The following is a 21,047-nucleotide window of genomic DNA, read 5'->3' as shown; positions in this document are numbered from 1 at the left end:
AATTATAACTGCCTGGAAGCAGCTGATCAAATGAAACTTCTTTTACCTGGGTCTGCCCGCCTTCAGCAGCTGGGATACCGAACTGGGGTACCACTGTCCCGCTCCGCTCAGCGTCGGCACGCCATTGGTGTTAAAAAACGCGGCGATTTGGGTAAAGGTTTTGCCCTCTTTTCTAAATTTCTTGATATTCTTCAGAATTTTTTTCCGGTATTCGGGATCCTTATAGGCATCGGCGTCCATCAGCTCCTCCGGAATCCAGTCGAAATCGGAGTTGGGATCGTCGGTACGACCCGCGATGAACCGCAGCATGTTCCCCTCCGTCCCCCGAATGACCGAGAGCAGCGTTTCTTCCTGAAGCAGCCATTTCACCAGAAGGTCATGAGCGGACAGGCTCGTCCGTTCCGACAACCTCTGAATTCTGGCCGTCAGTTCCTCATCTCCCAGAATTTCTGTGGGGGACATCATGAGATCCTGGTTTTCTGCAGTGCCTTTGCTAAGTTCCATGTCGAACACCTCTGTCCAAAAATTGTTATAATCCCACGTACTTAATCAAAACAAACTTAATTAAAACAAAAATTACGTAAAAATAACGCATTTTTAAATATTGTACATCACATCATCGGAAGACGCCCTGCCCGCGCGAAAAACCTCCTTCCACCCCTGGCGCAAATGAGAATAATATTATCTCATCAACAGTTTTCAGGTTTGAAGCCGAAGTTCAATTCCTTCGTTCGAGCGCGGGTTTTTCCGAAGCATGTAAGTCTCTACTCATGTAATATTATAAACTTTCTCTCCATACAGGCAAGAGAATAGATGAAAATATTTTACGATTGCTGTTTTGTTGCGTCAGAACTATGTCAACAGAGTGTTTTTTTCATTTTTTTCACATAAAACAGGTTGAGGAAACTATTTCGTAATTTGCATAAATTCCGCAAAAATAAACAGGTAATTAATCCCTTCAATATCTCTAAAGCCTCCGGTATCTTATTAGTCAGCCGGAAGCGAGCAGCAGAGTGCAACAGAGTTCCGCAGAGCCCCGAGAGTCAGAGCCTGGGAGACAGAGACCGAGAGACAGAGCCTGAGAGTCAGAGAGAGTCAGAGCCTGAGAATCAGAGATGAAGAGTCAGGAACCGGAAGACCAGAACGAGAGATCAGAATCGAGAGATTGAGGGCAGGAGAGACGAGAGCGCGTCACGTTTCCGGCAGCAGTCTCCGGAGGCTGAAAAACCCCGCCAGAGTAACCGGCGGGGCGTTGAATTATAAAAAGCAATGCTTAAAATTATAAAGTTAAAAGTATTAAAGTCACTCGAATTCGCAGGCCACCACACGGACCGGACAGCCGCTGGCCCCCACGATCTTCAGGGGAAACGCGGTGACGAAGCGTTTTTTTCCGTCCATGACGGCCTCAGGGAAGTACATTTCCTCGATGAGGACGATGTGCTTCTTCAGCAGGGCCAGATGGCAGGGGTTCGCTTTTTCCGGGGAACCCCAGCCTCCCATGCTCAGGGAGTCGCTGCCCACGGCCCGCACTCCGGCCTCAATCAGAAGCTCCGCCCCCGAACCGTCGAGATAGGGCCACTGATGGAGATACTCCTCGGTAAAGCCCCGCTTCTCGCACCAGCCCGTATTCATCAGGAAAATGTCGCCTTTTTCCACCTGCGACATGAAGGGCTTCAGCATGTCCGCCGTAATGGGACCGTCCAGCTTCGCTTTGCCGCGCAGGTCGGCGAAAACGGCGGGGCCGGCGAAGTGGTCCAGGGAGAGCTGGTCCACTGAAGGCTCCTCCGTGTAGAAGTGGTACGGGGCGTCGATGTGAGTCGTCGTGTGGGTGTTGAAGGTGAGAGTTTCCGCGTTGTAGCCGTGCAGCGCCTGATGATAGGTCACGTCGACGATGTTGGGAGCGTGCGTGGGCCAGCCGGGACAATTGTGGTAGAGGGTGTGCGAGAGATCGTAATACTTGACTTTCTTCAGATCCATGATATTGCCTCCTTCCAAAATTTGACCAAATTCTGCACCAGTTCACTTCTGCGCCAATTCACTTAAACGCCAAACTGTCTGAATACCCCCGCTTATACAAAAAACAACTCAGAAGCACAGAGCAAAACTCCGCGCTACAGTTTCTTCAGCTCGCCTTTGTCGCTGAAGTCCAGTGGAAGATCGCGCTCCACCACCGTTACATCGTCGCGTCCCTCCATTTCGGCGCAAAGGACGGGAGTGGCGTACACTTCGTCGATGTGCAGGGTGTCACGGATGCGCAGCAGACGCAGTTTCGACAGGTCAAGGCTTCCGCAGGTCCGCAGCGCCGTGTCCAGAACCTCCCTGTCGGTGGGCCGGACGATGGGAACGAAGCCCCTTTCGAGAAAGGTGCTCGTCAGCACGTTTTCGTAGGTGGCCTTCCAGTCGATGCTGTCGTACAGGCTTTGGGGGATCACATCGGCCATACCCACGCCCAGCGCGTTGCCGTGGCTTCGGGGGGTCAGGCCGAAGAGGCAGATCCGCGTTATATCCGGCCTGCCGTCCGGTTCGCCTCGAATGCACATGCGCCCGATGACGTTGGTATCCATGCCGGTGCCGCTGATGTCCTTGCCCATCAAATCCACCATCAGCACGTCCAGCGTCTTCCAGGGGAGTTTGGGCATCATTTCCTTCGAAAGAGCCAGCAGTTTCGAGTCCTCTTCCACGATGGACTCCGCTCCCACGGCTTTCACCAGGGACGTTTGGTCATAACCGTCCTCCACAACAGCCAGAGCTCCCAGAATTTTTCCTGTTTTGATCACCGTCTCCGCCGCCGGCCGTATCAGCTCCCGCAGCCCTCTCACCATGTGCTCGTGGATCACCGTGGCCTGAGCCTGTTTGCCGAGGCCGATCACCAGCATTTTCGCGATGCCGCTCTCGTTTACGCCGTGGAAGTCGGTGTGGGCTTTCACCCGGTTCACGACGACCACCCCGTCCGCTTCGAAGGCGTGCCGGTCCATGAACACGGGCAGTTTCGTCCCGTCCGTCAGTTCTCCCACCCGTTCAGCCGCCATGGAGGACAGAACCGGAACTCCCATGGTTTCGTCCGTAATGCCGTAACCCGCCAGCATCTCCTTCTGCCCCTCGGCGGTGGCCCCGCCGTGACTGCCCATGGCGGGAATGACGAAAGGCCGCGCCCCGAAGGAAACAAGCCCGTCCACCACGGCCTTCACGATGACGGCGATATTGTTGATACCCCGACTTCCCGCCGCCACGGCAATACGCATGTCCTTCCTCACCCGAGGGCGCAGTTTTTCCATCTCCGCGGCCACGGCTCCCGGCACATCCAAAAGAGGTTTGTTGCAAAAAGAAATCTTCAGTTTGTTCAGTGAGATTTGTCCGGCGTTCAGCGCCACTGTATCCACCTCCCGATTTTCGGCGTATCCATCCTTACCAGGAACCGTCACCACCGTTCCGGAGGAAGTACTGCCACCCTGTCTCAGGCGTCGAATAATAATGATATGCTGTTTTTGTATTATAAGGCTTCTCCGGCGGATGCGCCACACAAAGAGGAACGGGAGGAAACAGGGAGAACAGACTGTGCCCCCGTTCTAAAGGAAAAGTAGAAAAACTTATGTTTCATTTTTTGTAAGTGTTATACTGTCGATTTAGTAGATTTAGTAAGAAGCCGCGTTACAACTGCGGGGTCGTTTTGTCGCGAAGGCTTGATGCCAATTTGCTTTCAATTTGCTTTCAAGCGAGTGTTGCTGTCGACAGGCTGGAGGCTGAGATTTATGAGGATCAGAATGGACCAACTGATGGAATCCCTCTCCATGGCGCTCGACGTTGTGGAGGGCGAGTTGCTGGGGGCGAGTACGTATCACGGCAAGCGCATCGCCGTGCTCGTGGCCGCCATGTGCCGGCACGCAAAAATGGACGACAGATTCCTGTCCGCGGCGACGTTCTGCGCCCTGCTCCATGACAACGCTCTGACGGAGTACATTGACGCTCTGAAAAAGGGCGATCCCCCATCCATGCGTCCTCACTGCCAGTACGGACAGCGCAACGCGGAAATGCTGCCCTTCGAAAGCGACATCGACGGATTTATCCTGTATCACCACGAATACGCCGACGGCAGCGGCGCTTTCGGCAAAAAGGCAGGAGAATACCCCTTTGGAGCCGAGCTGATCGCTATAGCCGACATGATCGACATCGACCATCACCTGGCGACTCTGTCCTTCGACACTCTGCCGGACCTTCGGAGGCAAATCGTGGAGGACACGGGAAAACGCTTCACGATACGCGCCGCCGGAGCCATGCTGGCGATTCTCGACGAAGAGATACTCTTCCTCCTGCGGGACGACCGGATCGAAGAAACGGTGCAGCAGAGCATTCCCTTCACGATCGTGAACCTCGACAACGGGGCGATGATGCGTCTTGCGGAAGTGACGGCGCGAATTATCGACTATAAATCGACCTTTACCCGAAAACACACGTCTCAGATCGCCAACAGAGCCTGGCTGATGAGCGGCTACTACGGCTGCAACGACACGCTGCGGACAAAAATTTACCTGGCCGCCGCCCTGCACGACATCGGCAAGCTCGTCACCCCCGTAAACATTCTGGAAAAACCCGGAAAGCTGAACGAGGAAGAGTTCACCATCATCAAAAAGCACGTGTACCACACCTGGAATCTGCTCCGGCCCATCGACGGCTTCGAGGATATTTGCAGGTGGGCTTCCGAACATCACGAAAAACTGGACGGTTCCGGCTATCCCTTCGGAAAACGTCGGGAAGATCTGGATTTCATCTCGCGCATGCTGGCCTGTATCGACATCTATCAGGCCGTCAGCGAAGCCCGTCCCTATCACAATCCCCGCGACCATCAGGCCACTATGGCGATCCTGTACGGCATGGCGGAAAAGGGCTTTGTGGACGAGAGCATCGTGAAGGATATGGATCTGGTTATGGCCGAATATTCAAACCAGGACATCCCCTCCCCCGCACTGCCCCCGCTTTAAAACGACAGCAGCAATAACCGCATCAAAACCTGAAAGAAAGTCTGATGAGAAGTCTGAGGGAAGTCTGAAGCTCAGGCGGTTCAAATTTTAATTGTTTATTGTTGCTGAACCATCATTTTCATTATATTTTCTGCAAATAAAAGAGTACATTTCTCTAAAAAATCTCATTTTATCCTTAACATAAGAATGAAAAATATTGCGCCAACGCTTTTTACAGCAATATTCCCCGTTGCGGATTCGTTGGGCTTACGGAAGAACTCTTCCTTAAAAGGATGTATATCTTGGGCATAACTTGCACAATGCCATTGTCAAAGGAGATTTGAGAGGAATGTGGAACAACTTCAAAATCGGTTTCAAACTGTTGCTGGGGTTCAGTATCCTTCTGATTGTATTCATCGTCGCCGTGGGGGTGAGCTGGAGTTCCCTGTCGCACCTGCGGGATGAAAGCCTTTATCTGACGGATCAGGTCATTCCCGCCATGATGACGACCTTTTCGCTGGAACGGGCGCAGTACGAGGTGTTCCTGAGCGTGAGCAAAATGCAGAACAACACGACGAAGGAGACGATAGAGAATGTCGCGGCGACGACACAGGACGCCCGCAGGATTCTGGACCTCATAAAAACGATGAACGCCACCTGGCCGGAGCTGGCGACGCCAAAGTACGTCGTGGAAAAACTGGCGCCTCCCTACCAGGAGTACGTGAATGCCCTCCGCCGGACGACAACCGCCCTCCAGGAAAAGAACTCCGCTTACGACAGGATGATTCAGGCGGGTTCGACACTGTTTGCGAAGAGCTTCGAGGTGCGGAGCGTCATTTTCGAGAGCATAAGCCGTCTCGCGGATCATGCCCTGGACAACGCCGAAGGGCTGGACCGCTCCTTTTCCCGACGCTTCCATCAGGAACTGGAATGGCTGAGCCTGATCAACCAAATCAACGACTCTTTCCAAAAAGTACGGAACGGCGTTCAGAGCGCCATAGGCAGGAACAACATGGAGGGGGTGCAGCAATTTTTCGATGACCTGGACCTCCTTGACAAAGCCGCCGTAAATTTACGCAACTACGCCGAAAACGAAGAAGAAATCGCTCAAATGGACAGCATTCTGAACGCCTCTGCCAACTACAGGGGAGAGCTGCGTAATTTCCTGACGGCTTACAGGGAACTGGGCCTGCTGAACGCCGTACGGAGTCCTCTCGTGAAAACGCTTAACGATGAAGGGACTCAGGCCTCCGATATCGGCCAGAACTGGGTGAAGAACGCCGCTGAAGAAAGCTCTCAGGAACTGGGCAAAACCATTTTCCTCCTGCTCTCTTCGACGATGGTCTCGCTTGTGCTGGGATTTCTGGTGGCCTGGCTGATCGCCCGCAGCATTACAAAACCCCTCAACAGCATCGTCACTCTGGCCCAGCGCGCCGGAGAGGGCGATCTGACCATCCGGAGGAAGGACTTTCGCTATGACGGCAGGGATGAACTGGCCGTCATGGCCGATGCCATCGCAGATATGATCAAAACCCAGTCTTACGGACTGCAAAAGGTGGTCACCGTGGCAGACAGCCTGGAGGAAAGCGCCGAGAAACTCTCCTCCATTGCGGAGCAGACCAGCGCAGGCATGGAAGAAGTCAGAATATCCATCGAACAGGTTTCCGCCCTGAGCGAAAGCAACGGAGCCGCCCTTCAGGAGAGCAACTCGGGAGTGGAAGAGATGAGTGCCGGCGCGGATACCGTCGCACAGTCCGCCACGGACAGCGCCCAGTTTATTTCTCAGACCACGGAGGCCTCTCACAAAGCCATCCAGACGGTCAACGACGTCATCGAAGGCATGCGTGAAGTCGACGTAAACGCAAAAGAAAGTGAAAGCAGGACGCGGCAGCTGGTCGCTTCCGTCGAAAACGTCAGCAGTTTCGTGTCGGTTATCACGGGCATTGCGGACCAGACGAATCTTTTGGCACTGAACGCGGCCATCGAAGCCGCCCGGGCCGGAGAGGTGGGACGGGGCTTCGCCGTGGTGGCGGAGGAAGTTCGAAAACTCGCGGAAGAATCCGCTCGGGCGGCTCAAAACGTAAAGGAAATCATCGTTGAACTTCAGAATGGCGCTCAGGCCAGTATCAACGCCACCACAGAGGCGGGAAACCGTCTGGCGGCGACCCTCACTCAGGCGACGGAGGCGCAAAAAGAGCTGAATGACGCCCTGCAGGAGATTCAGAAAGCCAACGACTCCATACAAAATATCGCGGCCGTGGCCGAGGAACAGGCGGCTTCCAGCAGAGAGGTCGCGACGGGCATCGACAGCGCCACGAGGTCCACGATGGAAATGGTGGATACAATCGCGAACATACGCCGGATCAGCGAAAATACTGCATCACTGGGCCTTGGCGTGGCACAGCACTCGGAAACGATGGCGGAGCACGCTCAAAACCTGACCCATATCCTGTCCCGCTTCAGTCTGCCTCCCATCTCTCCGGAGGGCGCGGAAAAAGCGCTGCCGTCCACAGCGGTGTCTTTATCCAAACCACCCAGACCAAAAGCATAATAGCGGGAGAAATCGCGAACTTTTTTCACTCTGACGAACCTTTGCCTGACGAACATTCGCCTGACGGGTCTTCGTTCTCCCGTCAGGTTTCAAATGTGTTAACCTTTTTATAAATACAGGTTTACAGAAGAACGTCTTCATGCTATCCTCCGTAATATTTTGCAGGTCTTTTGCAGGAAAGGAGGAATATTGTCATGGGACAGGAGACGAGAGAAGCGGGCCTCGCCAAAGACAGAGTGCTGGCGTTGCTGGAGGAACAGGCGGGAGAAATTGTCACCGGTGAAGAGCTGGCACGGAAGCTGGGCGTTTCCCGGGTTGCCGTGTGGAAAATCATCAAACTGCTGCAGGAGCGTGGCTGCGCCATCGAGTCCGTTTCGCGGCGAGGTTATCGTTTTGTGAGTCGAAACGGGGTTCTCTCCGAAGTTTTCATTCAATCTGGTCTGAAAACCCGATTTTTGGGGCGTCGCCTCGAAGTTCTGAAATCCGTGGACTCCACTAACGCCTACATCAGGAGAATGGACCTGACTTCGACAGAAGCGGGTTTCGTCGTTGTGGCAGACGGGCAGACGAAAGGCAAAGGCCGCAAAAACAGGCCTTTTCTCTCTCTCCCCGGAGAAGGGCTCTACATGAGCATACTGCTGAAGCCGGACATTCCCGCCGACGAAACGCGTTTTTTGACCATCTGCGCGGGACTGGCCGTCTGTGAGGCGATTGAAGCCCTCTATGATCTGAACCCCCAAATCAAATGGGTCAATGACGTCTGGTGCGACGGCAAAAAACTCTGCGGCATTTTGACGGAGGGAGCCGTATCCCTGGAGCTGCAACGCATGAGTCACGTCGTCATCGGGATTGGAGTCAATACGGGATCCGTGGGCGAAGATTTGCGGGAAATCGCCACATCCCTGGGTCAGCTCACTGGGGGCAGTCCGGATCGGAACGAACTGGCGGCGGAAATCCTGAACCGTCTGGAGCCCTTCTGCATCGCTCTCGCCGAGGGCCGGAAAAAAGAACTGCTGGACGCATACCGAAGCCGTCAGTACGTGCTGGGGCGAACCGTCCAGGTCTTCACCGGAACGGAAACCTTCAGCGCCCTGGCCACGGGTATCGACGACGGAGGTGCGCTCATCGTCGAAAATGAAACGGGACGGATACGTCTCAGTTCCGAGGAAGTCAGCCTGAAACTGAAGTAAACCTGAAAGAAAGGACCCTGAAATCATGAGCAACAAAACATTTCCACTTAAAAATCTTCTTTTGACCGCTTTTTTTGCCGTTTTGACCTCCATCGGAGCCATGCTGTCGGTTCCGCTGCCCTTCATGCCGGTTCCGATAACGGTTCAGTCGTTTATCGTGCTGATGTCGGGATTGCTGCTGGGGCCGAAATACGGGCCGCTTTCCCAGATGCTCTACGTGGTCATGGGCCTGATCGGTCTGCCCGTTTTCGCCGGAGGAACAGGTGGACCACAGACTGTTTTTTCTCCCAGTTTCGGCTTTTTAATTGGCTTTATCGTTGCTTCCTGGATCGGAGGACTGCTCGCCTCGAAAGCTCAAACGTTTCTGCAGTACGCCCTCGTCTCTCTGGCCGCCACGGTCGGGCTCTACGCCGTTGGACTGCCGGGCTTTTATCTGATCATGCGCTTCGCCGCGGGAAAAGAACTGGATTTTGTCCGAGTCGTGCAACTCGCTTTTCTTCCCTTCCTCGTTCCCGATCTCATCAAAATTGTGGTAAGCGGCTGGCTGGCCTCCAGAGCGGTTCCGACGCTGGAAGGGGCGGGGCTGCTGTCCCATCGTCCGCTGCCCGCCGCGGAGGAAAACTCTCCGGTCTAAACTGCCTGTACGGAAAAGTGCCCGTATTTTCACATCGCATTTTTTTACATCGCATTTTTTCTTCCGTTCCGGCTTCGTTGTGTTATGCTTTTAATATAAAAAGACTCAGGGAAAACGCCTGAAAGAACGATAATTTCTGAAAATTTTTATATTGAAGGAGAGGGTTTGCTGTGAGGATCGACGCTGCTTTTGGGATGTTATCCAACATTGGAAGCTGGCTGGGCATATTTTTTATCCTGTTTCTGATTCTGTCGTCAGCAATCAGGATTGTCCCGGAGTACAGGCGGCTCGTTGTTTTCCGCCTGGGGCGTCTGGCCGGCAGCCGGGGACCGGGGGTGGTGTTCGTCATTCCCGTCATCGACCGCGTGACCACGGTGGACCTGAGGATCCTGACCATGGACGTCCCCGTTCAGGAGGTCATCACAAAGGACAACGTCCCCATCAAGGTGAACGCGGTGGTGTATTTCCGCGTCATGGACCCGTCTCATTCCGTGGTGGAAGTCGAAAACTACGTCATGGCCACGAGTCAGCTCGCCCAAACCACACTGAGATCCGTGGTGGGGTCCGTGGAACTGGACGAGGTCCTCTCCTCCAGAGAAAAGATCAACCAGGAGCTTCAGAAAATCATCGATGAGCGCACAGATCCCTGGGGCATCAAGGTCAGCGCCGTGGAGGTGAAGGAACTGGAGCTTCCCGACGGCATGAAGCGCGCCATGGCCCGTCAGGCCGAGGCCGAACGGGAACGCCGCGCAAAAATCATCGCCGCCGAGGGAGAACTTCAGGCGGCCACGAAACTTTCCGAGGCCGCGAAGCAAATGGAAGTGTCTCCCGTCACGCTTCAGCTCCGCTACCTGCAGACGATTCGGGAAATCTCCGGCGAACGCAACTCCACCACGTTCTTTCCGATCCCCGTGGACCTCCTTCGCCCTTTCATCGAAAAGACGCTGTCGAGAGAGGAAAAACAGGGCGGACAGGGCGTCTGACCGCAAATGGGACAATGAGCGAAACAGGTGTTTTTTGCAGAAAAAACGACAGAAAATGCGATTGAAAAAAAATGTAATTGCAGGAAAATGCAATCAGGAAGTATGATTTAAAGAAATGCGGTTGACGTGTGACAGGTAAAGGACATCGAATAACGGCCTTCGCGATTCTGATGGCGACCACGGATTCGCTTTTGGCCTCGGCGCTGGCGGCAATGGGCAGTACGTTCCCCGACAGAATCGAGCACATAATCTGGAGAAAAAAACGGGGGCGGCATCACAGAAGGACATCGCACTGGTTCGTGCTCTACGGGGCGGCGTTTATTTTCTGTTATTACCGATGGGGAAGCGGGCTGGTTCCGCAGCTGAGCACCTTTCCGCAGGAACTGGGAACCCATGTTCTGGAAACTTTCTCCACCTGCGCGGCATTCTGGTTTCTCGGCGGGCTGCTGCATATTTTCTGCGACGCCTGCTGCGGCAGGGTTCCTCTGTTGGTTCCCTGGCGAAAGACGTTCGGCTGGTATTTTTTTCGGGTGGCCGACGTTCCCGGGCAAATGAGCCAGGGTGAAACGGCCTTTGTGATGTTTGTCGTTTTTTCCTGTCTCAGCATCTGGCTGTCGGGACACGGATTGATTTATGTTTCTGTTCAGTAAAAAAGTAAAAATTTCAAAAAGAAAAGGAAGTGAGTTGCGCATGGACGCAGGGCCTGAAAGTTACCCCCCTTCGCGAAGGACGCTTAAATTGAACGGACGGCGGCGGGCCGTGCGGGAAAGGTAACGCGGGTTTCCCCGGAGAAGCCCACTGATCCTCTCACACGTCTGAGCCCTCCGCTCCGGGAAACGGAGGTTATCTCATGACGGATCTCATCACGGAACTTATCGACACAAAAAAACACCGGCAGCTCAAGGAGCTCATGCTGAACACCAACGTGGTTGACATTGCCGACGATCTGGAGGAACTGACTCCGGAACGGCGGGTGGTGCTGTTCCGCTCTCTGCCCAAGGATGCCGCGGCCAGCGTTTTTTCCTATCTTCAGCCGGATACGCAGGAAAACCTCATCAGTCTTCTGACGGATCCGGAGCTTTCTCATATCGTCAACGACCTGTTTCTGGACGACGCCGTGGATTTTGTCGAAGAAATGCCGGCGAACGTGGTCAAACGCGTCCTGAAAAACGTCTCGGAGGACACGCGAAACCAGATCAACCAGCTTCTCCGCTATCGGGAGGACTCGGCGGGCAGCATCATGACCACGGAGTACATCAGCCTGAAAGAGGAGATGGACGTGGAGGCGGCCTTCCGACGCATTCGCCGGGAGGGCATGGACAAGGAAACCATTTACACCTGCTACGTCACCGATGCGAAGCGCATTCTCAAAGGGGTAGTCACCGTGAAAACCCTTCTGCTGTCGGAGCCCACGGACCGCATCGGCGACATCATGAGCCGGAACATCATCTATGCCACCACCGGCGACGATCGGGAACAGGTGGCGGAGATCTTCCAGAAGTACGACCTCATCGCCCTGCCTGTGGTGGACACGGAGCGGCATTTGGTGGGCATCATCACCGTCGACGACGCGATGGAAGTTCTGGAGGAGGAAAACACGGAGGACTTTCACCTCATGGCGGCAATGAAGCCCTCCGACGATCCCTACCTTTCGGCGGGGGTCTTCGAGATGGCGAAACGCCGGATCGGCTGGCTGCTGTTTCTTATGGTGAGCGCGTTTTTCACGGGAGGCATCATCACCCACTACGAAGCCCTCTTCGCGGCGCTTCCGGCTCTGATTTCCGCCATTCCCATGCTGATGGACACGGGAGGAAACGCGGGCTCCCAGTCCTCCACTCTGATCATCCGCGGCATGGCGGTGGGAGAACTGGAACTTGCCGACTGGATCTCGATTTTCTGGAAAGAACTGCGAATCAGCACACTGGTCGGCGGAGTGCTGGGCGTCATCAACGTAGCCTACAAATGGCTTCTGAGCGGCAGCCTCTCCCTGGGGCTGATCGTCGGAACGAGCCTTTTCGCCACGGTTCTCTTCGCCAACCTCATCGGCAGTATGCTGCCCCTTCTGGCGCGGCGGCTGAAGTTCGACCCCGCACTGATGGCCGCCCCCATCGTCACGACCCTGGTGGATGCCGGCGGCCTGATCGTCTATTTTCTGGTCGCCGGCGTCGTTCTGAATTTATGCGCGCCCTGATTTTTACGCGGCGCAGATGGCCCGGGCCGCCACGACTCCGCTGGCGGCGGCCTGGATGATGCCGCGGCTGACCCCCGCTCCGTCGCCGATCGTCCAGAGTCCTCGAATTGAGGGAACCTCCAGATTGTTCCCCAGTTCGAGCCTCAGAGAGTACAGCTTGATCTCGACGCCGTAAAGCAGCGTGTCGCCGTGACTGACGCCCGGCATGATCCGGTTCAGCGCGTCCAGAAACTCCACGATGTCCGTGACGTAACGATGGGGCAGAACCAGGCTCAGATCCCCCGGCTGGGCGGAGGCGGTGGGGTCCACCATACCCCGGTCGATTCGGGGCTGAGTGGAGCGTCGGCCGCCCCTCAGATCGGCCAGCCGCTGAACCAGAATGCTCCCCCCCGCCAGCATGTTGGCCAGTTTCGCCACGTGGGTCGCGTAACCGATGGGGTCGCTGAAGGGCTGGCTGAAGTTTTTCGTCACGAGAATGGCGAAGTTCGTGTTGCCGGATTTTTTGTTCTTCAGGCTGTGCCCGTTGACCGTCACCAGGCGATGGGCCTGATTGAACTCGTGAACTACGTAACCGGACGGATTCATGCAGAAGGTGCGGCAGCGGTCGTCGAAAGTGGGGGAATTGTACAGGCACTTGACCTCGTAGAACTCCCGGGTCAGAGTCTCGCAGACACTGTCGGGGACCTCCACCCGCACGCCGATGTCCACGGGCATGGACGCGATGGGCAGCTTCAGCCTGCCGATGATTTTCTCCATCCAGGAAGCTCCCTCCCGGCCCGGCGACACGATGACATGTCCGCCCCGGACCGTCCTGCCGTCCTCGAACCGGATTCCGACCGCGGAGCCGTTTTCGATCAGCAGATCGTCCACAGCGGCGTTCATTTGAATATCGCACTTCGTGACCAGGTCCTCGTACATGTTGTGAAGAACCTCCCGGGACGCGTCCGTGCCGATGTGCCGAATGCGCGCAGGAAGAACGCGAACCCCCACCTCGGCGCCGGTGCGGATCGTCTCCCGGGTGATTTCGCAGCCGGCCTCGTAGCAGTGGGGATCCGCTCCGAAGCGAACGAATACCCCGTCCACCTCGGCGATCAGCTCCTCCAGCGCCGGGCGGCCGATGTATTCCTCAAGGTTGCCGCCGTAGCCCGTGGTCAGAGTCAGCTTTCCGTCGGAGGCCGATCCCGCGCCGCCCCACCCGGAGACAATAGCGCAGGACTGGCAGTTGAGGCAGTCCTGAACCAGTCCGGCCACAATAGGACACTGACGTTCGCTGATCAGTTTCCCCTTGTCCGCCATAAAAACCGTTTTCCCGCGGGCGACCAGCTCCAGCGCGGCGAAAATTCCAGCCGGTCCCGCCCCCACAATAACCACGTCGTAAGTTTCAGCAGATTTTCCTTTCATTCGGTAGTCCTCTCGTCGTCATTCGACTATTCAAAGATTAAAAGGCCGCTCCTTTGCGGGAACGGCCTCTTTGTCGCTCTCTGAACTGCCTGAAACCTTTTTTGGATCAGAAGCGGATGTAGGCCACCTGCGACTGAAGGTATTCCATAAGTCCGTGTTTGCCGTCCGCGCCGCCGATACCGGATTTGCGCCAGCCCGCGTGGAATCCCTGCATTCCCTCGAAATGCTCCCGATTCACGTAGGTCTCCCCGAACTTCAGGTCCTTGAGCGCCTGCATCACCGTGTTGACGTTCTTCGTGAAAATGGACGAGGTGAGCCCGTATTCACAGTCGTTGGCCAGGGTGATGGCCTCCTCGTATTCACTGTAGGGAAGGATGGGGATAACGGGTCCGAAAATTTCCTTACGAACGATCTCCATATCCTGGCGGCAGTTCACCAGAACCGTGGGTTCATAGAAGTAACCCGTTTGTGTATCGGCGACTTTTCCGCCCGTCAGAACCTTTGCGCCCTCGGCTTTTGCCCGGGTCACCATTCCGTCGATCTTCTGCTGCTGGTTTTTGTCGATCTGAGTGCTCATGTCCGGAGCGGGGGTGGCGAAGGGATCTCCGTATTTGACCGCCTGCATGGCCTTCACGAATTTATCCAGGAACTGATCGTAAATGCTTCTGTGAACGTAGGCCCGCTCCGCGCAGTTGCAGACCTGACCGCTGAAGATCACGCGGGAGGCGACGATGCCCTTCACCGCCAGATCCAGATCGGCATCGGGGAACACGATGGCCGGAGCCTTGCCGCCCAGTTCAAGCGAGACCTTCATGACCTTGTCGGCCGAGGCTCGGATGATTTCCTGCCCCGCCTCGACGCTGCCCGTCAGGGAAACCATATCGGTAATGGGATGGGTGGCCAGCGCGTTGCCCAAAGTCGCCCCGCTGCCGGTGACGAAGTTCACGACGCCCTTCGGAAGGTCAAGGGACGCCACCATCTTCGCGAATTCGAGGGTGGTGTTGGGCGTGAGGCTGCTGGGCTTTATCACGATCGTGCAGCCGGTGAGCAGCGCCGGAGCCACTTTGCGGGCCATGACGAAGAATGGGAAGTTCCAGGGACAGATGCCAACCGCAACGCCGATGGGTTTACGGAACAGGAAAATGTTTTCGTTCGGGCTGTCGCTCTGGATGATTTCACCCTCGTAAATGCGGGCCCAGCCGGCGTAGTAATCGAAATACGCCGCGGTGACGTCGATCTCCACCTGCGCGAGAGGCATGATTTTCGCCTGCTCCGACGCAAGGGTTCGGGCCAGTTCGACCCTTTTACCCCGAATCAGGTTCGCCATCTGCGCCAGATAAGCGCCACGCTCCACGGAGGCCCGGGCCGCCCAGGCGGGCTGCGCTTTTTTCGCCGCTTCCAGTGCGTCGATGCCGTCCTGTGCGTTACCCTTCGGTACCTTTGAAATGATCTGCCCCGTATAAGGGTTTTCCACTTCGATCCAATCCGAAGAATGGGAGTTCACAAGAGCGCCGTTTATAAACTGTTGGTACGTCTCCATCGCAATCCCCTCCTGGTCGATTTGTTTTACTCTTTCGCCATCATGAATATGGTTATTAATATATCATAGCACCGCAGAAAAAGACAGTTTCATCTTCCCATCAATGCACCTTCAATGCAACTTCAGAATATTGAGACGATAAAGGCTGAACACGACTGCCTGGAGCGAAAAGCATCAGGCCCGCTTTTCGTCCCGGGAGGACAGGAGGATGGCGGCGACGAGAAACGCAAAGCCCAAAAGGCCGACGCCTTTGGGGTATTCGCCGAAGAACAGCCAGGCGAGGATTGCGCCGCCCAAAGGTTCTCCCAGAAGCAGAATCGAGATATGGCAGGTGCTGCAATAGCCCAGCGCCCAGTTGTAGCCGCTGTGTCCCAGCACCTGCGCCAAAAGAGCCATGCCCGCCAGAGCCCGCCAGGTCGCCGCGGAAAACCCCGTGATTTTGAGCCCCATGGCAAGGACCACAATCCACATGATCACCGCGCAGGACCCGTAGCAAAGGGTGGCGTAGGAGGCGATGCTGAGCTTGCGCCGGACCTCCCCGCCGCAGATGATATAAACGGAAGCGGCGATACCTCCCAGCAGGGCGAGAAAATCGCCAAAGAGCTCCCTTTTTCCGAAGGACATGTCGCCGTATCCCAAAATGCAGGCTCCCACAACGCTCATGACAATGCACAGTCCCATGAGGCGCGACAGGCGCTCCCTGCCCAGAGCCAGGTTGATCAGCGCCGTCCATATGGGGACCGTGTCCACCAGTATCAGGCTCGAAGCCACGGACGTATAGTCGAGGGAGGTCATCCAGACCGCAAAATGAAAAGCCAGAAAGGCCCCCGACAGCAGGGTGATGGCGAGGTCTCTGCCGGTGAGCCGGCGATAGTCCTCCCGATAAAAAATCAGAGAAACGGGCAGAAACACCAGCGTGGCAAAAGAGACCCGATAAACGCACTTGACGAAAGGATGAGCTTCCGCAACCCGCACCAGAATCGACCCCGTGGAGACGCTCATGATCGCCACCGTCAGAACGGCAAAAAGCAGGACTCGCTTCGACGCTGCCACAATAAAACCTCCGTTTCAAAACTTTCGGAAGAGACATCCTCATTGTACCCCGTCGGAACGAATTGAAAACGAACTGGATATGAAAAGAAGCTGAAAAAATGCTGAAAAAACGCGTTCCGAAAATAAGCACCTTGACAATAGCATCTCTTTAGAGTATTTTTTCCGAAATTTCTTTAAATTTTCCTTTATCAAGTTAATTTTATATCGCTTTATATCATTAAGGAGAACTCCGGAACTGTTGTTCTGGTGGGGAAATTGTTGAAGAAAAATTCCACTCAAAGGAGGAGCCCCCTGTGGAAACCTGAGAAAACATAAATTTAAAAAAAGTTGGACGGCGTGCGGCGGGAGAGAGAAGGGGAAGAATCTTTGCAGTGTGTCAACGCTAACATAAATTAACTTTTTTAAGGAGGATCTTTCATGGAACACTTCATGTGGCTGTTTGTTTGTATCGCGATTTTCTCGATTGGCGATTTGATGGGCGTCTTCACAAAAGCGAAGCTGTCTTCGGTGTTTGTGGCGATGTTCCTGTTCCTGCTCGGGTTTATGACGGGCATCCTGCCCGCGGATGTCATCGATCGGGCCTGGCTCACGGAAATTGGACGGTGGTCGTCGCCCTTCATCGTATATCACATGGGAACCATGGTCAAAATGGAAGAGCTGCGCAAGGAGTGGCGGACGGTCATTATGGCGCTTTGGGGAATGCTCATCGCGGTGGGCGCCCTTTACCTGATCATTCCCATCATCGGACAGGCGGCGGCGTACGTCAGCATTCCCATCATCAACGGCGGAATCGTCGCCACGCAAATCATGACGACAGCTGCGATGGAAAAGGCCGCTCATGCCCCCGAGGCCACGGCCGAAGCTCTCAAACTGGCGGCGGCGCTGGGAACCGCGGTTTTCGCCATGCAGAAGCTGGTGGGAACCCCTCCGACCTCCTACTGCGCCATGAAGGAAGCTCAGAAGATCATCGAGGACTTTCGGGCCAAAAAGGCGGCGGGACAGCTAAACGACAAATCGAAGACCGACGAGCCCAAAACGCTGGGGTTCTTTGAGCGTCACAACCTGGGCCGGTACTACACCCCCTTCGTCTGCCTCGGCGTGACGGCGTTCTTCGCGTGGATGTCCATGTACCTGGGCAGCGTCACTCCCATCAATTATTCCATATGGGCGCTGGTTTTCGGCGTCGTGACCTCCTACGCGGGCATCGTCCCTCAGAACATTCTGGATCGGGGAAAGGCCTCCGGACTGGTGACCGGGGTCGTCTTCACCAGCATTATCCCCGCCCTGGCCAAAATCCGGCTTGAGGACCTGAAGCCCCTCGCCTTCCAGACCGTCCTGATTTTTGCGGTTGTGCTTATCGCGCTCTATATCTTCATTTACATCCTGCCCACCTGGAAAATCGTCGGCAGCAAAAACCTCGCTCTGGGGCTTTCAATGACGCAGCTTCTGGGGTTCCCCGCGTTCTTCCTCATCATCAACGAAGTGGCCGTCGCCTCCAGCGACAAAGAGGAGGAACGAGAGGCCGTTCTGGCAAAACTGGTTCCGGCTTTCGTGGTCTCCAACTTCATATCGGTGACGAGCATTTCCATCGTCATCGCGGGCATTTTTGCGCCCATGCTGTAATTTGCTCCCGATTAAAATAATCCTGACAAAAAACGATCCTGACAAAACAAAAAAGAGGCAAAAGATATGAAAACTCATTGTGTTACGAAGTTTGATCCGCACCATTACCGCTATCCTTCCCACCGGAACGTGGTCTACGGTTCCCGGGGCATGGTCGCCACATCCCAGCCACTGGCGGCTCAGGCGGGGCTGGCCGTGCTGAAAAAGGGCGGCAACGCGGCAGACGCGGCCATCGCCACGGCGGCGGCGCTTACCGTGGTGGAGCCCACGGGCAACGGTTTGGGAAGCGACGCCTTCACCCTGATCTGGAAGGATGGAAAACTGCACGGCCTCAACGGAAGCGGGTTCGCACCCCAAGCCTGCACCGCGGAACTCTACCGGTCGAAGGGCTGGAAAACGGTTCCGCCCTACGGTTGGCCCGCAGTCACAGTTCCCGCCGTGGTCGCCTCCTGGTGTGAGGTGTCGAAAAAAATGGGCCGGCTGCCCCTGAAGGACGTGCTGGAGCCCGCCATCGACTACGCCGTCAACGGTTACGCCGTGCCCGTGACCATCGCTTATAACTGGAACGTGGCCGCAAAAAAGTACCCCGCCATGTCGGAGCCGGAGCTTCAGGCCTGGAGCCGCACATTTGCCCCCAAAGGCCGTGCCCCCGGAGCGGGAGAGCTGTTTCTCTCGCCGGACCACGCCCGCACCCTCACGCGCATAGCGGAAACCAATGGGGAGGCTTTTTATAAGGGAGAAATCGCGGAAAAGATCGTGAAATTCGCCAAAGAAACCGGCGGATTCCTCACCATGGAGGACCTTGCGGCCTTCGCGCCGGAATGGGTCGAGCCCATCGGGATCAGCTACAAAGGTTACGACGTCTGGGAAATTCCCCCCAACGGTCAGGGTATTTGCGCTCTGATCGCCCTGAACATCCTCAAGGGATTGGAGCTCGACGAGCGTTACTCCGCGGAGACCTGCCACAACCAGCTTGAATCCATTAAACTGGCTTTTGCGGACGTGCACAAATACGTCGCCGACCAGCGTTTCAGCACCGTACCGGTGAAGGAGCTGCTCAATGAGGAATACGCCGACCGGCGCAGACAGCTGGTCACCGGTCAGGCGGTGGACTTCAGGGCCGGAAATCCCATGCCGGGCGGAACGGTTTACCTGGCGGCGGCGGACGGAGAGGGAATGATGGTCTCCTGGATTCAGAGCAACTACATGGGGTTCGGTTCCGGCGTGGTGTGTCCCGACACGGGCATCGCCTTCAACAACCGGGGAGCCTGCTTCACTCTCTCCGCCGATCACGCCAACGTTCTCCAGGGGCGCAAACGGCCTTACAACACGATTATCCCCGCCTTCCTGACCCACAAAGGCCAGGCTGTGGGGCCTTTCGGCGTCATGGGCGGATTTATGCAGCCTCAGGGTCATCTGCAGGTCATCTCCAACGTGGTAGACTTCGGGATGAACCCTCAGGAGGCTCTGGACGCGCCGCGCTGGCAGTGGATCGGCGGCATGAAGGTCTCCGTGGAGCCGGATTTCCCCGCCGCCACGGCTCTGAAGCTGGCGGCAATGGGACACGAGATCGTCCCCGACGTGACCTCCAACGACTTCGGCAGAGGAGAAATCATCTGGAGGACGGAGGACGGTACGCTGGTTGGCGCGACGGAGCCGAGAACGGACGGGCACGTGGCCGCCTGGTAGGAAAGTTGAGCGGGTAAAACGTAAGATAAAAACGTAAGAAAGAACAGGGAGGTTTTCAGGATGAAGTTTTTGAGCGCCGCGCAGCACATCTACGCTTATGAGCCCGAAATGAAAGGCGTCGCGGAAGTCAGCCCCGGCGACTCGGCGGTTTTCGAGACACAGGACTGCTTTGCGGGGCAAATTCAAACCGAAGAGACGTTGTGCGCGGATATTGACTTCGACCACGTCAACCCCGCCACAGGCCCCCTGCACGTCGTCGGCGCGGAGAAAAACGACCTGCTGGGCGTCCTGATCGAGAGCATCGAAACGGCGGACCGCGCCGCGTCCGTGGTGGTGCCCGGAGCCGGAGTCATGCCGGACAGGGTCGAAGCGTCCCTGACCCGAATACTCGAAATCGACGGTAAGAACCGGCGTTGTTCCTTCCGGGGCCTGAATCTGCCACTGAAACCCATGATCGGGGTCATCGGCGTGGCCACCGCCTCCGAACGCGTCCCCACCGGCACTCCGGGGTCCCACGGGGGCAACATGGACACGACGGACATCACGGAAAAAAGTGTCCTGTGGCTTCCCGTTTTCCAAAAAGGAGCCCTGCTGGCGCTGGGAGACTGCCACGCCGTCATGGGCGACGGAGAAATCGGATGCTCGGGAGCCGAGGTGGCCGCAAAAGTGACCGTGCGTCTCGACCTGCTGAAACAGGCCGCTTTTCCCTGGCCCATCCTGGTGACGCCACGTGAACTGATGATCATCGCCTCGGCGGAAACACTGGATCTGGCCGCGCGAACCGCCAGCGAGGCAATGGTCCAACTGGTCGAAAAAACCCTCGGCCTGAGCATGTCGGACGCGCTGATCCTCTGTTCTCTCGTCATGGATTTGAGAATCAGTCAGGTCGTGGATCCTCAGAAAACCGTAAGGGCGGTCATGCCCCTCGAAATTCTGCCCTGGGAAAAGGTCAGGGCAACCCTGACAGCGGCTCGGGGCCTCTGGTAATCGAGAATTTTTAATTAGAGCGAATTGCGTAATCGTGTACCAAAAAAAGACGTTTAACACGGGTAAGCGACGCACAAAAACTTATGCAGAAAAGAGCCAGCGGCTCTAAGAGAAAGGGCTCTCGTGAAAGTTCGGGAGCCCTTCAGATTTCCACGCCGGTTTTCGCCGCGTCCAGCCGATGAAGGACGACGACTCCGCCGCAGAACCGCTTTACGAGGTCCATCGTCTCCTCCGCGGCCTGACGTCCCGT

General features: G+C 56.0%; 16 protein-coding genes. 10 read left to right on the top strand and 6 right to left on the bottom strand.

The window, feature by feature from the left end; translation table 11 throughout:
- Positions 1-42: 42 nt before the first annotated feature.
- The 3 genes from LBR61_05510 to LBR61_05500 form a co-directional block, all read right to left on the bottom strand.
- Entirely contained in the window at positions 43-504 is a 462-nt protein-coding gene (locus tag LBR61_05510) for a recombinase family protein (GenBank protein MDR1731533.1), read from the bottom strand.
- Between the two features lie 798 nt (positions 505-1,302).
- The gene (locus tag LBR61_05505; GenBank protein ID MDR1731532.1) at positions 1,303-1,977 is read right to left on the bottom strand and encodes a cyclase family protein; all 675 of its coding nucleotides are present in this window, start codon (positions 1,975-1,977) and stop codon (positions 1,303-1,305) included.
- A 134-nt stretch (positions 1,978-2,111) separates the two neighbouring features.
- Entirely contained in the window at positions 2,112-3,371 is a 1,260-nt protein-coding gene (locus LBR61_05500) for a nickel-dependent lactate racemase (GenBank protein ID MDR1731531.1), read from the bottom strand.
- A 378-nt stretch (positions 3,372-3,749) separates the two neighbouring features.
- On the opposite strand from LBR61_05500, the gene LBR61_05495 reads away from it, so the two are divergent.
- The 7 genes from LBR61_05495 (at position 3,750) to mgtE (ending at position 12,504) form a co-directional block, all read left to right on the top strand.
- On the top strand, positions 3,750-4,976 hold the full coding sequence (locus LBR61_05495; protein ID MDR1731530.1) for an HD domain-containing protein: 1,227 nt from the start codon (positions 3,750-3,752) through the stop codon (positions 4,974-4,976).
- A 328-nt stretch (positions 4,977-5,304) separates the two neighbouring features.
- Entirely contained in the window at positions 5,305-7,506 is a 2,202-nt protein-coding gene (locus tag LBR61_05490; GenBank protein MDR1731529.1) for a methyl-accepting chemotaxis protein, read from the top strand.
- 194 nt (positions 7,507-7,700) lie between these two features.
- Positions 7,701-8,696 carry a biotin--[acetyl-CoA-carboxylase] ligase gene (locus LBR61_05485; GenBank protein MDR1731528.1) on the top strand — a complete coding sequence of 332 codons (996 nt, stop codon included), beginning with the start codon at positions 7,701-7,703 and terminating at the stop codon, positions 8,694-8,696.
- 25 nt (positions 8,697-8,721) lie between these two features.
- Positions 8,722-9,330 carry a biotin transporter BioY gene (locus tag LBR61_05480; GenBank protein MDR1731527.1) on the top strand — a complete coding sequence of 203 codons (609 nt, stop codon included), beginning with the start codon at positions 8,722-8,724 and terminating at the stop codon, positions 9,328-9,330.
- A gap of 194 nt (positions 9,331-9,524) precedes the next feature.
- A complete protein-coding gene (locus tag LBR61_05475) occupies positions 9,525-10,313 on the top strand; it encodes a slipin family protein (protein MDR1731526.1) in 789 nt (262 codons plus the stop codon).
- A gap of 128 nt (positions 10,314-10,441) precedes the next feature.
- Positions 10,442-10,963, top strand: coding sequence for a metal-dependent hydrolase (locus LBR61_05470; GenBank protein MDR1731525.1), 522 nt, complete (start codon positions 10,442-10,444; stop codon positions 10,961-10,963).
- 200 nt (positions 10,964-11,163) lie between these two features.
- Complete coding sequence (mgtE, locus tag LBR61_05465; GenBank protein MDR1731524.1) at positions 11,164-12,504, top strand: magnesium transporter; 1,341 nt, start codon at positions 11,164-11,166, stop codon at positions 12,502-12,504.
- A 3-nt stretch (positions 12,505-12,507) separates the two neighbouring features.
- Here the strand turns inward: mgtE and LBR61_05460 are convergent, their stop codons facing one another.
- From LBR61_05460 to LBR61_05450, 3 genes are all read right to left on the bottom strand, one after another.
- Entirely contained in the window at positions 12,508-13,905 is a 1,398-nt protein-coding gene (locus tag LBR61_05460; protein ID MDR1731523.1) for an FAD-binding protein, read from the bottom strand.
- A gap of 106 nt (positions 13,906-14,011) precedes the next feature.
- Complete coding sequence (gene aldA / locus LBR61_05455; protein MDR1731522.1) at positions 14,012-15,445, bottom strand: aldehyde dehydrogenase; 1,434 nt, start codon at positions 15,443-15,445, stop codon at positions 14,012-14,014.
- 174 nt (positions 15,446-15,619) lie between these two features.
- Positions 15,620-16,498 (bottom strand): DMT family transporter, encoded by an 879-nt coding sequence (locus LBR61_05450; GenBank protein ID MDR1731521.1) that lies wholly within the window; start codon positions 16,496-16,498, stop codon positions 15,620-15,622.
- A 417-nt stretch (positions 16,499-16,915) separates the two neighbouring features.
- Here LBR61_05450 and LBR61_05445 point away from each other — a divergent pair, with 417 nt between their 5' ends.
- The 3 genes from LBR61_05445 to LBR61_05435 all read left to right on the top strand — a co-directional run bounded on the left by LBR61_05445 (position 16,916) and on the right by LBR61_05435 (position 20,797).
- On the top strand, positions 16,916-18,121 hold the full coding sequence (locus tag LBR61_05445) for a hypothetical protein (GenBank protein ID MDR1731520.1): 1,206 nt from the start codon (positions 16,916-16,918) through the stop codon (positions 18,119-18,121).
- A 66-nt stretch (positions 18,122-18,187) separates the two neighbouring features.
- The gene (locus tag LBR61_05440) at positions 18,188-19,810 is read left to right on the top strand and encodes a gamma-glutamyltransferase family protein (protein ID MDR1731519.1); all 1,623 of its coding nucleotides are present in this window, start codon (positions 18,188-18,190) and stop codon (positions 19,808-19,810) included.
- A 60-nt stretch (positions 19,811-19,870) separates the two neighbouring features.
- Entirely contained in the window at positions 19,871-20,797 is a 927-nt protein-coding gene (locus LBR61_05435; protein ID MDR1731518.1) for an acetamidase/formamidase family protein, read from the top strand.
- The last annotated feature ends 250 nt before the right edge of the window (positions 20,798-21,047 follow it).

Source organism: Synergistaceae bacterium (assembly GCA_031272035.1).
Taxonomy (GTDB): Bacteria; Synergistota; Synergistia; order Synergistales; family Aminobacteriaceae; genus JAISSA01.
The sequence above is the reverse complement of the archived record's forward strand: the minus strand, read 5'-3'. Positions and strand labels throughout refer to the sequence as shown.

Excerpts from the sequence above, each read along its gene's own strand:
- LBR61_05495 (MDR1731530.1), top strand. The coding sequence starts at position 3,750 with ATGAGGATCAGAATGGACCAACTGATGGAATCCCTCTCCATGGCGCTC.
- mgtE (MDR1731524.1), top strand. The coding sequence starts at position 11,164 with ATGACGGATCTCATCACGGAACTTATCGACACAAAAAAACACCGGCAG.
- aldA (MDR1731522.1), bottom strand. The coding sequence starts at position 15,445 with ATGGAGACGTACCAACAGTTTATAAACGGCGCTCTTGTGAACTCCCAT.
- LBR61_05505 (MDR1731532.1), bottom strand. The coding sequence starts at position 1,977 with ATGGATCTGAAGAAAGTCAAGTATTACGATCTCTCGCACACCCTCTAC.
- LBR61_05435 (MDR1731518.1), top strand. The coding sequence starts at position 19,871 with ATGAAGTTTTTGAGCGCCGCGCAGCACATCTACGCTTATGAGCCCGAA.
- LBR61_05510 (MDR1731533.1), bottom strand. The coding sequence starts at position 504 with ATGGAACTTAGCAAAGGCACTGCAGAAAACCAGGATCTCATGATGTCC.
- LBR61_05480 (MDR1731527.1), top strand. The coding sequence starts at position 8,722 with ATGAGCAACAAAACATTTCCACTTAAAAATCTTCTTTTGACCGCTTTT.
- LBR61_05445 (MDR1731520.1), top strand. The coding sequence starts at position 16,916 with ATGGAACACTTCATGTGGCTGTTTGTTTGTATCGCGATTTTCTCGATT.
- LBR61_05440 (MDR1731519.1), top strand. The coding sequence starts at position 18,188 with ATGAAAACTCATTGTGTTACGAAGTTTGATCCGCACCATTACCGCTAT.
- LBR61_05485 (MDR1731528.1), top strand. The coding sequence starts at position 7,701 with ATGGGACAGGAGACGAGAGAAGCGGGCCTCGCCAAAGACAGAGTGCTG.
- LBR61_05475 (MDR1731526.1), top strand. The coding sequence starts at position 9,525 with ATGTTATCCAACATTGGAAGCTGGCTGGGCATATTTTTTATCCTGTTT.
- LBR61_05460 (MDR1731523.1), bottom strand. The coding sequence starts at position 13,905 with ATGAAAGGAAAATCTGCTGAAACTTACGACGTGGTTATTGTGGGGGCG.
- LBR61_05490 (MDR1731529.1), top strand. The coding sequence starts at position 5,305 with ATGTGGAACAACTTCAAAATCGGTTTCAAACTGTTGCTGGGGTTCAGT.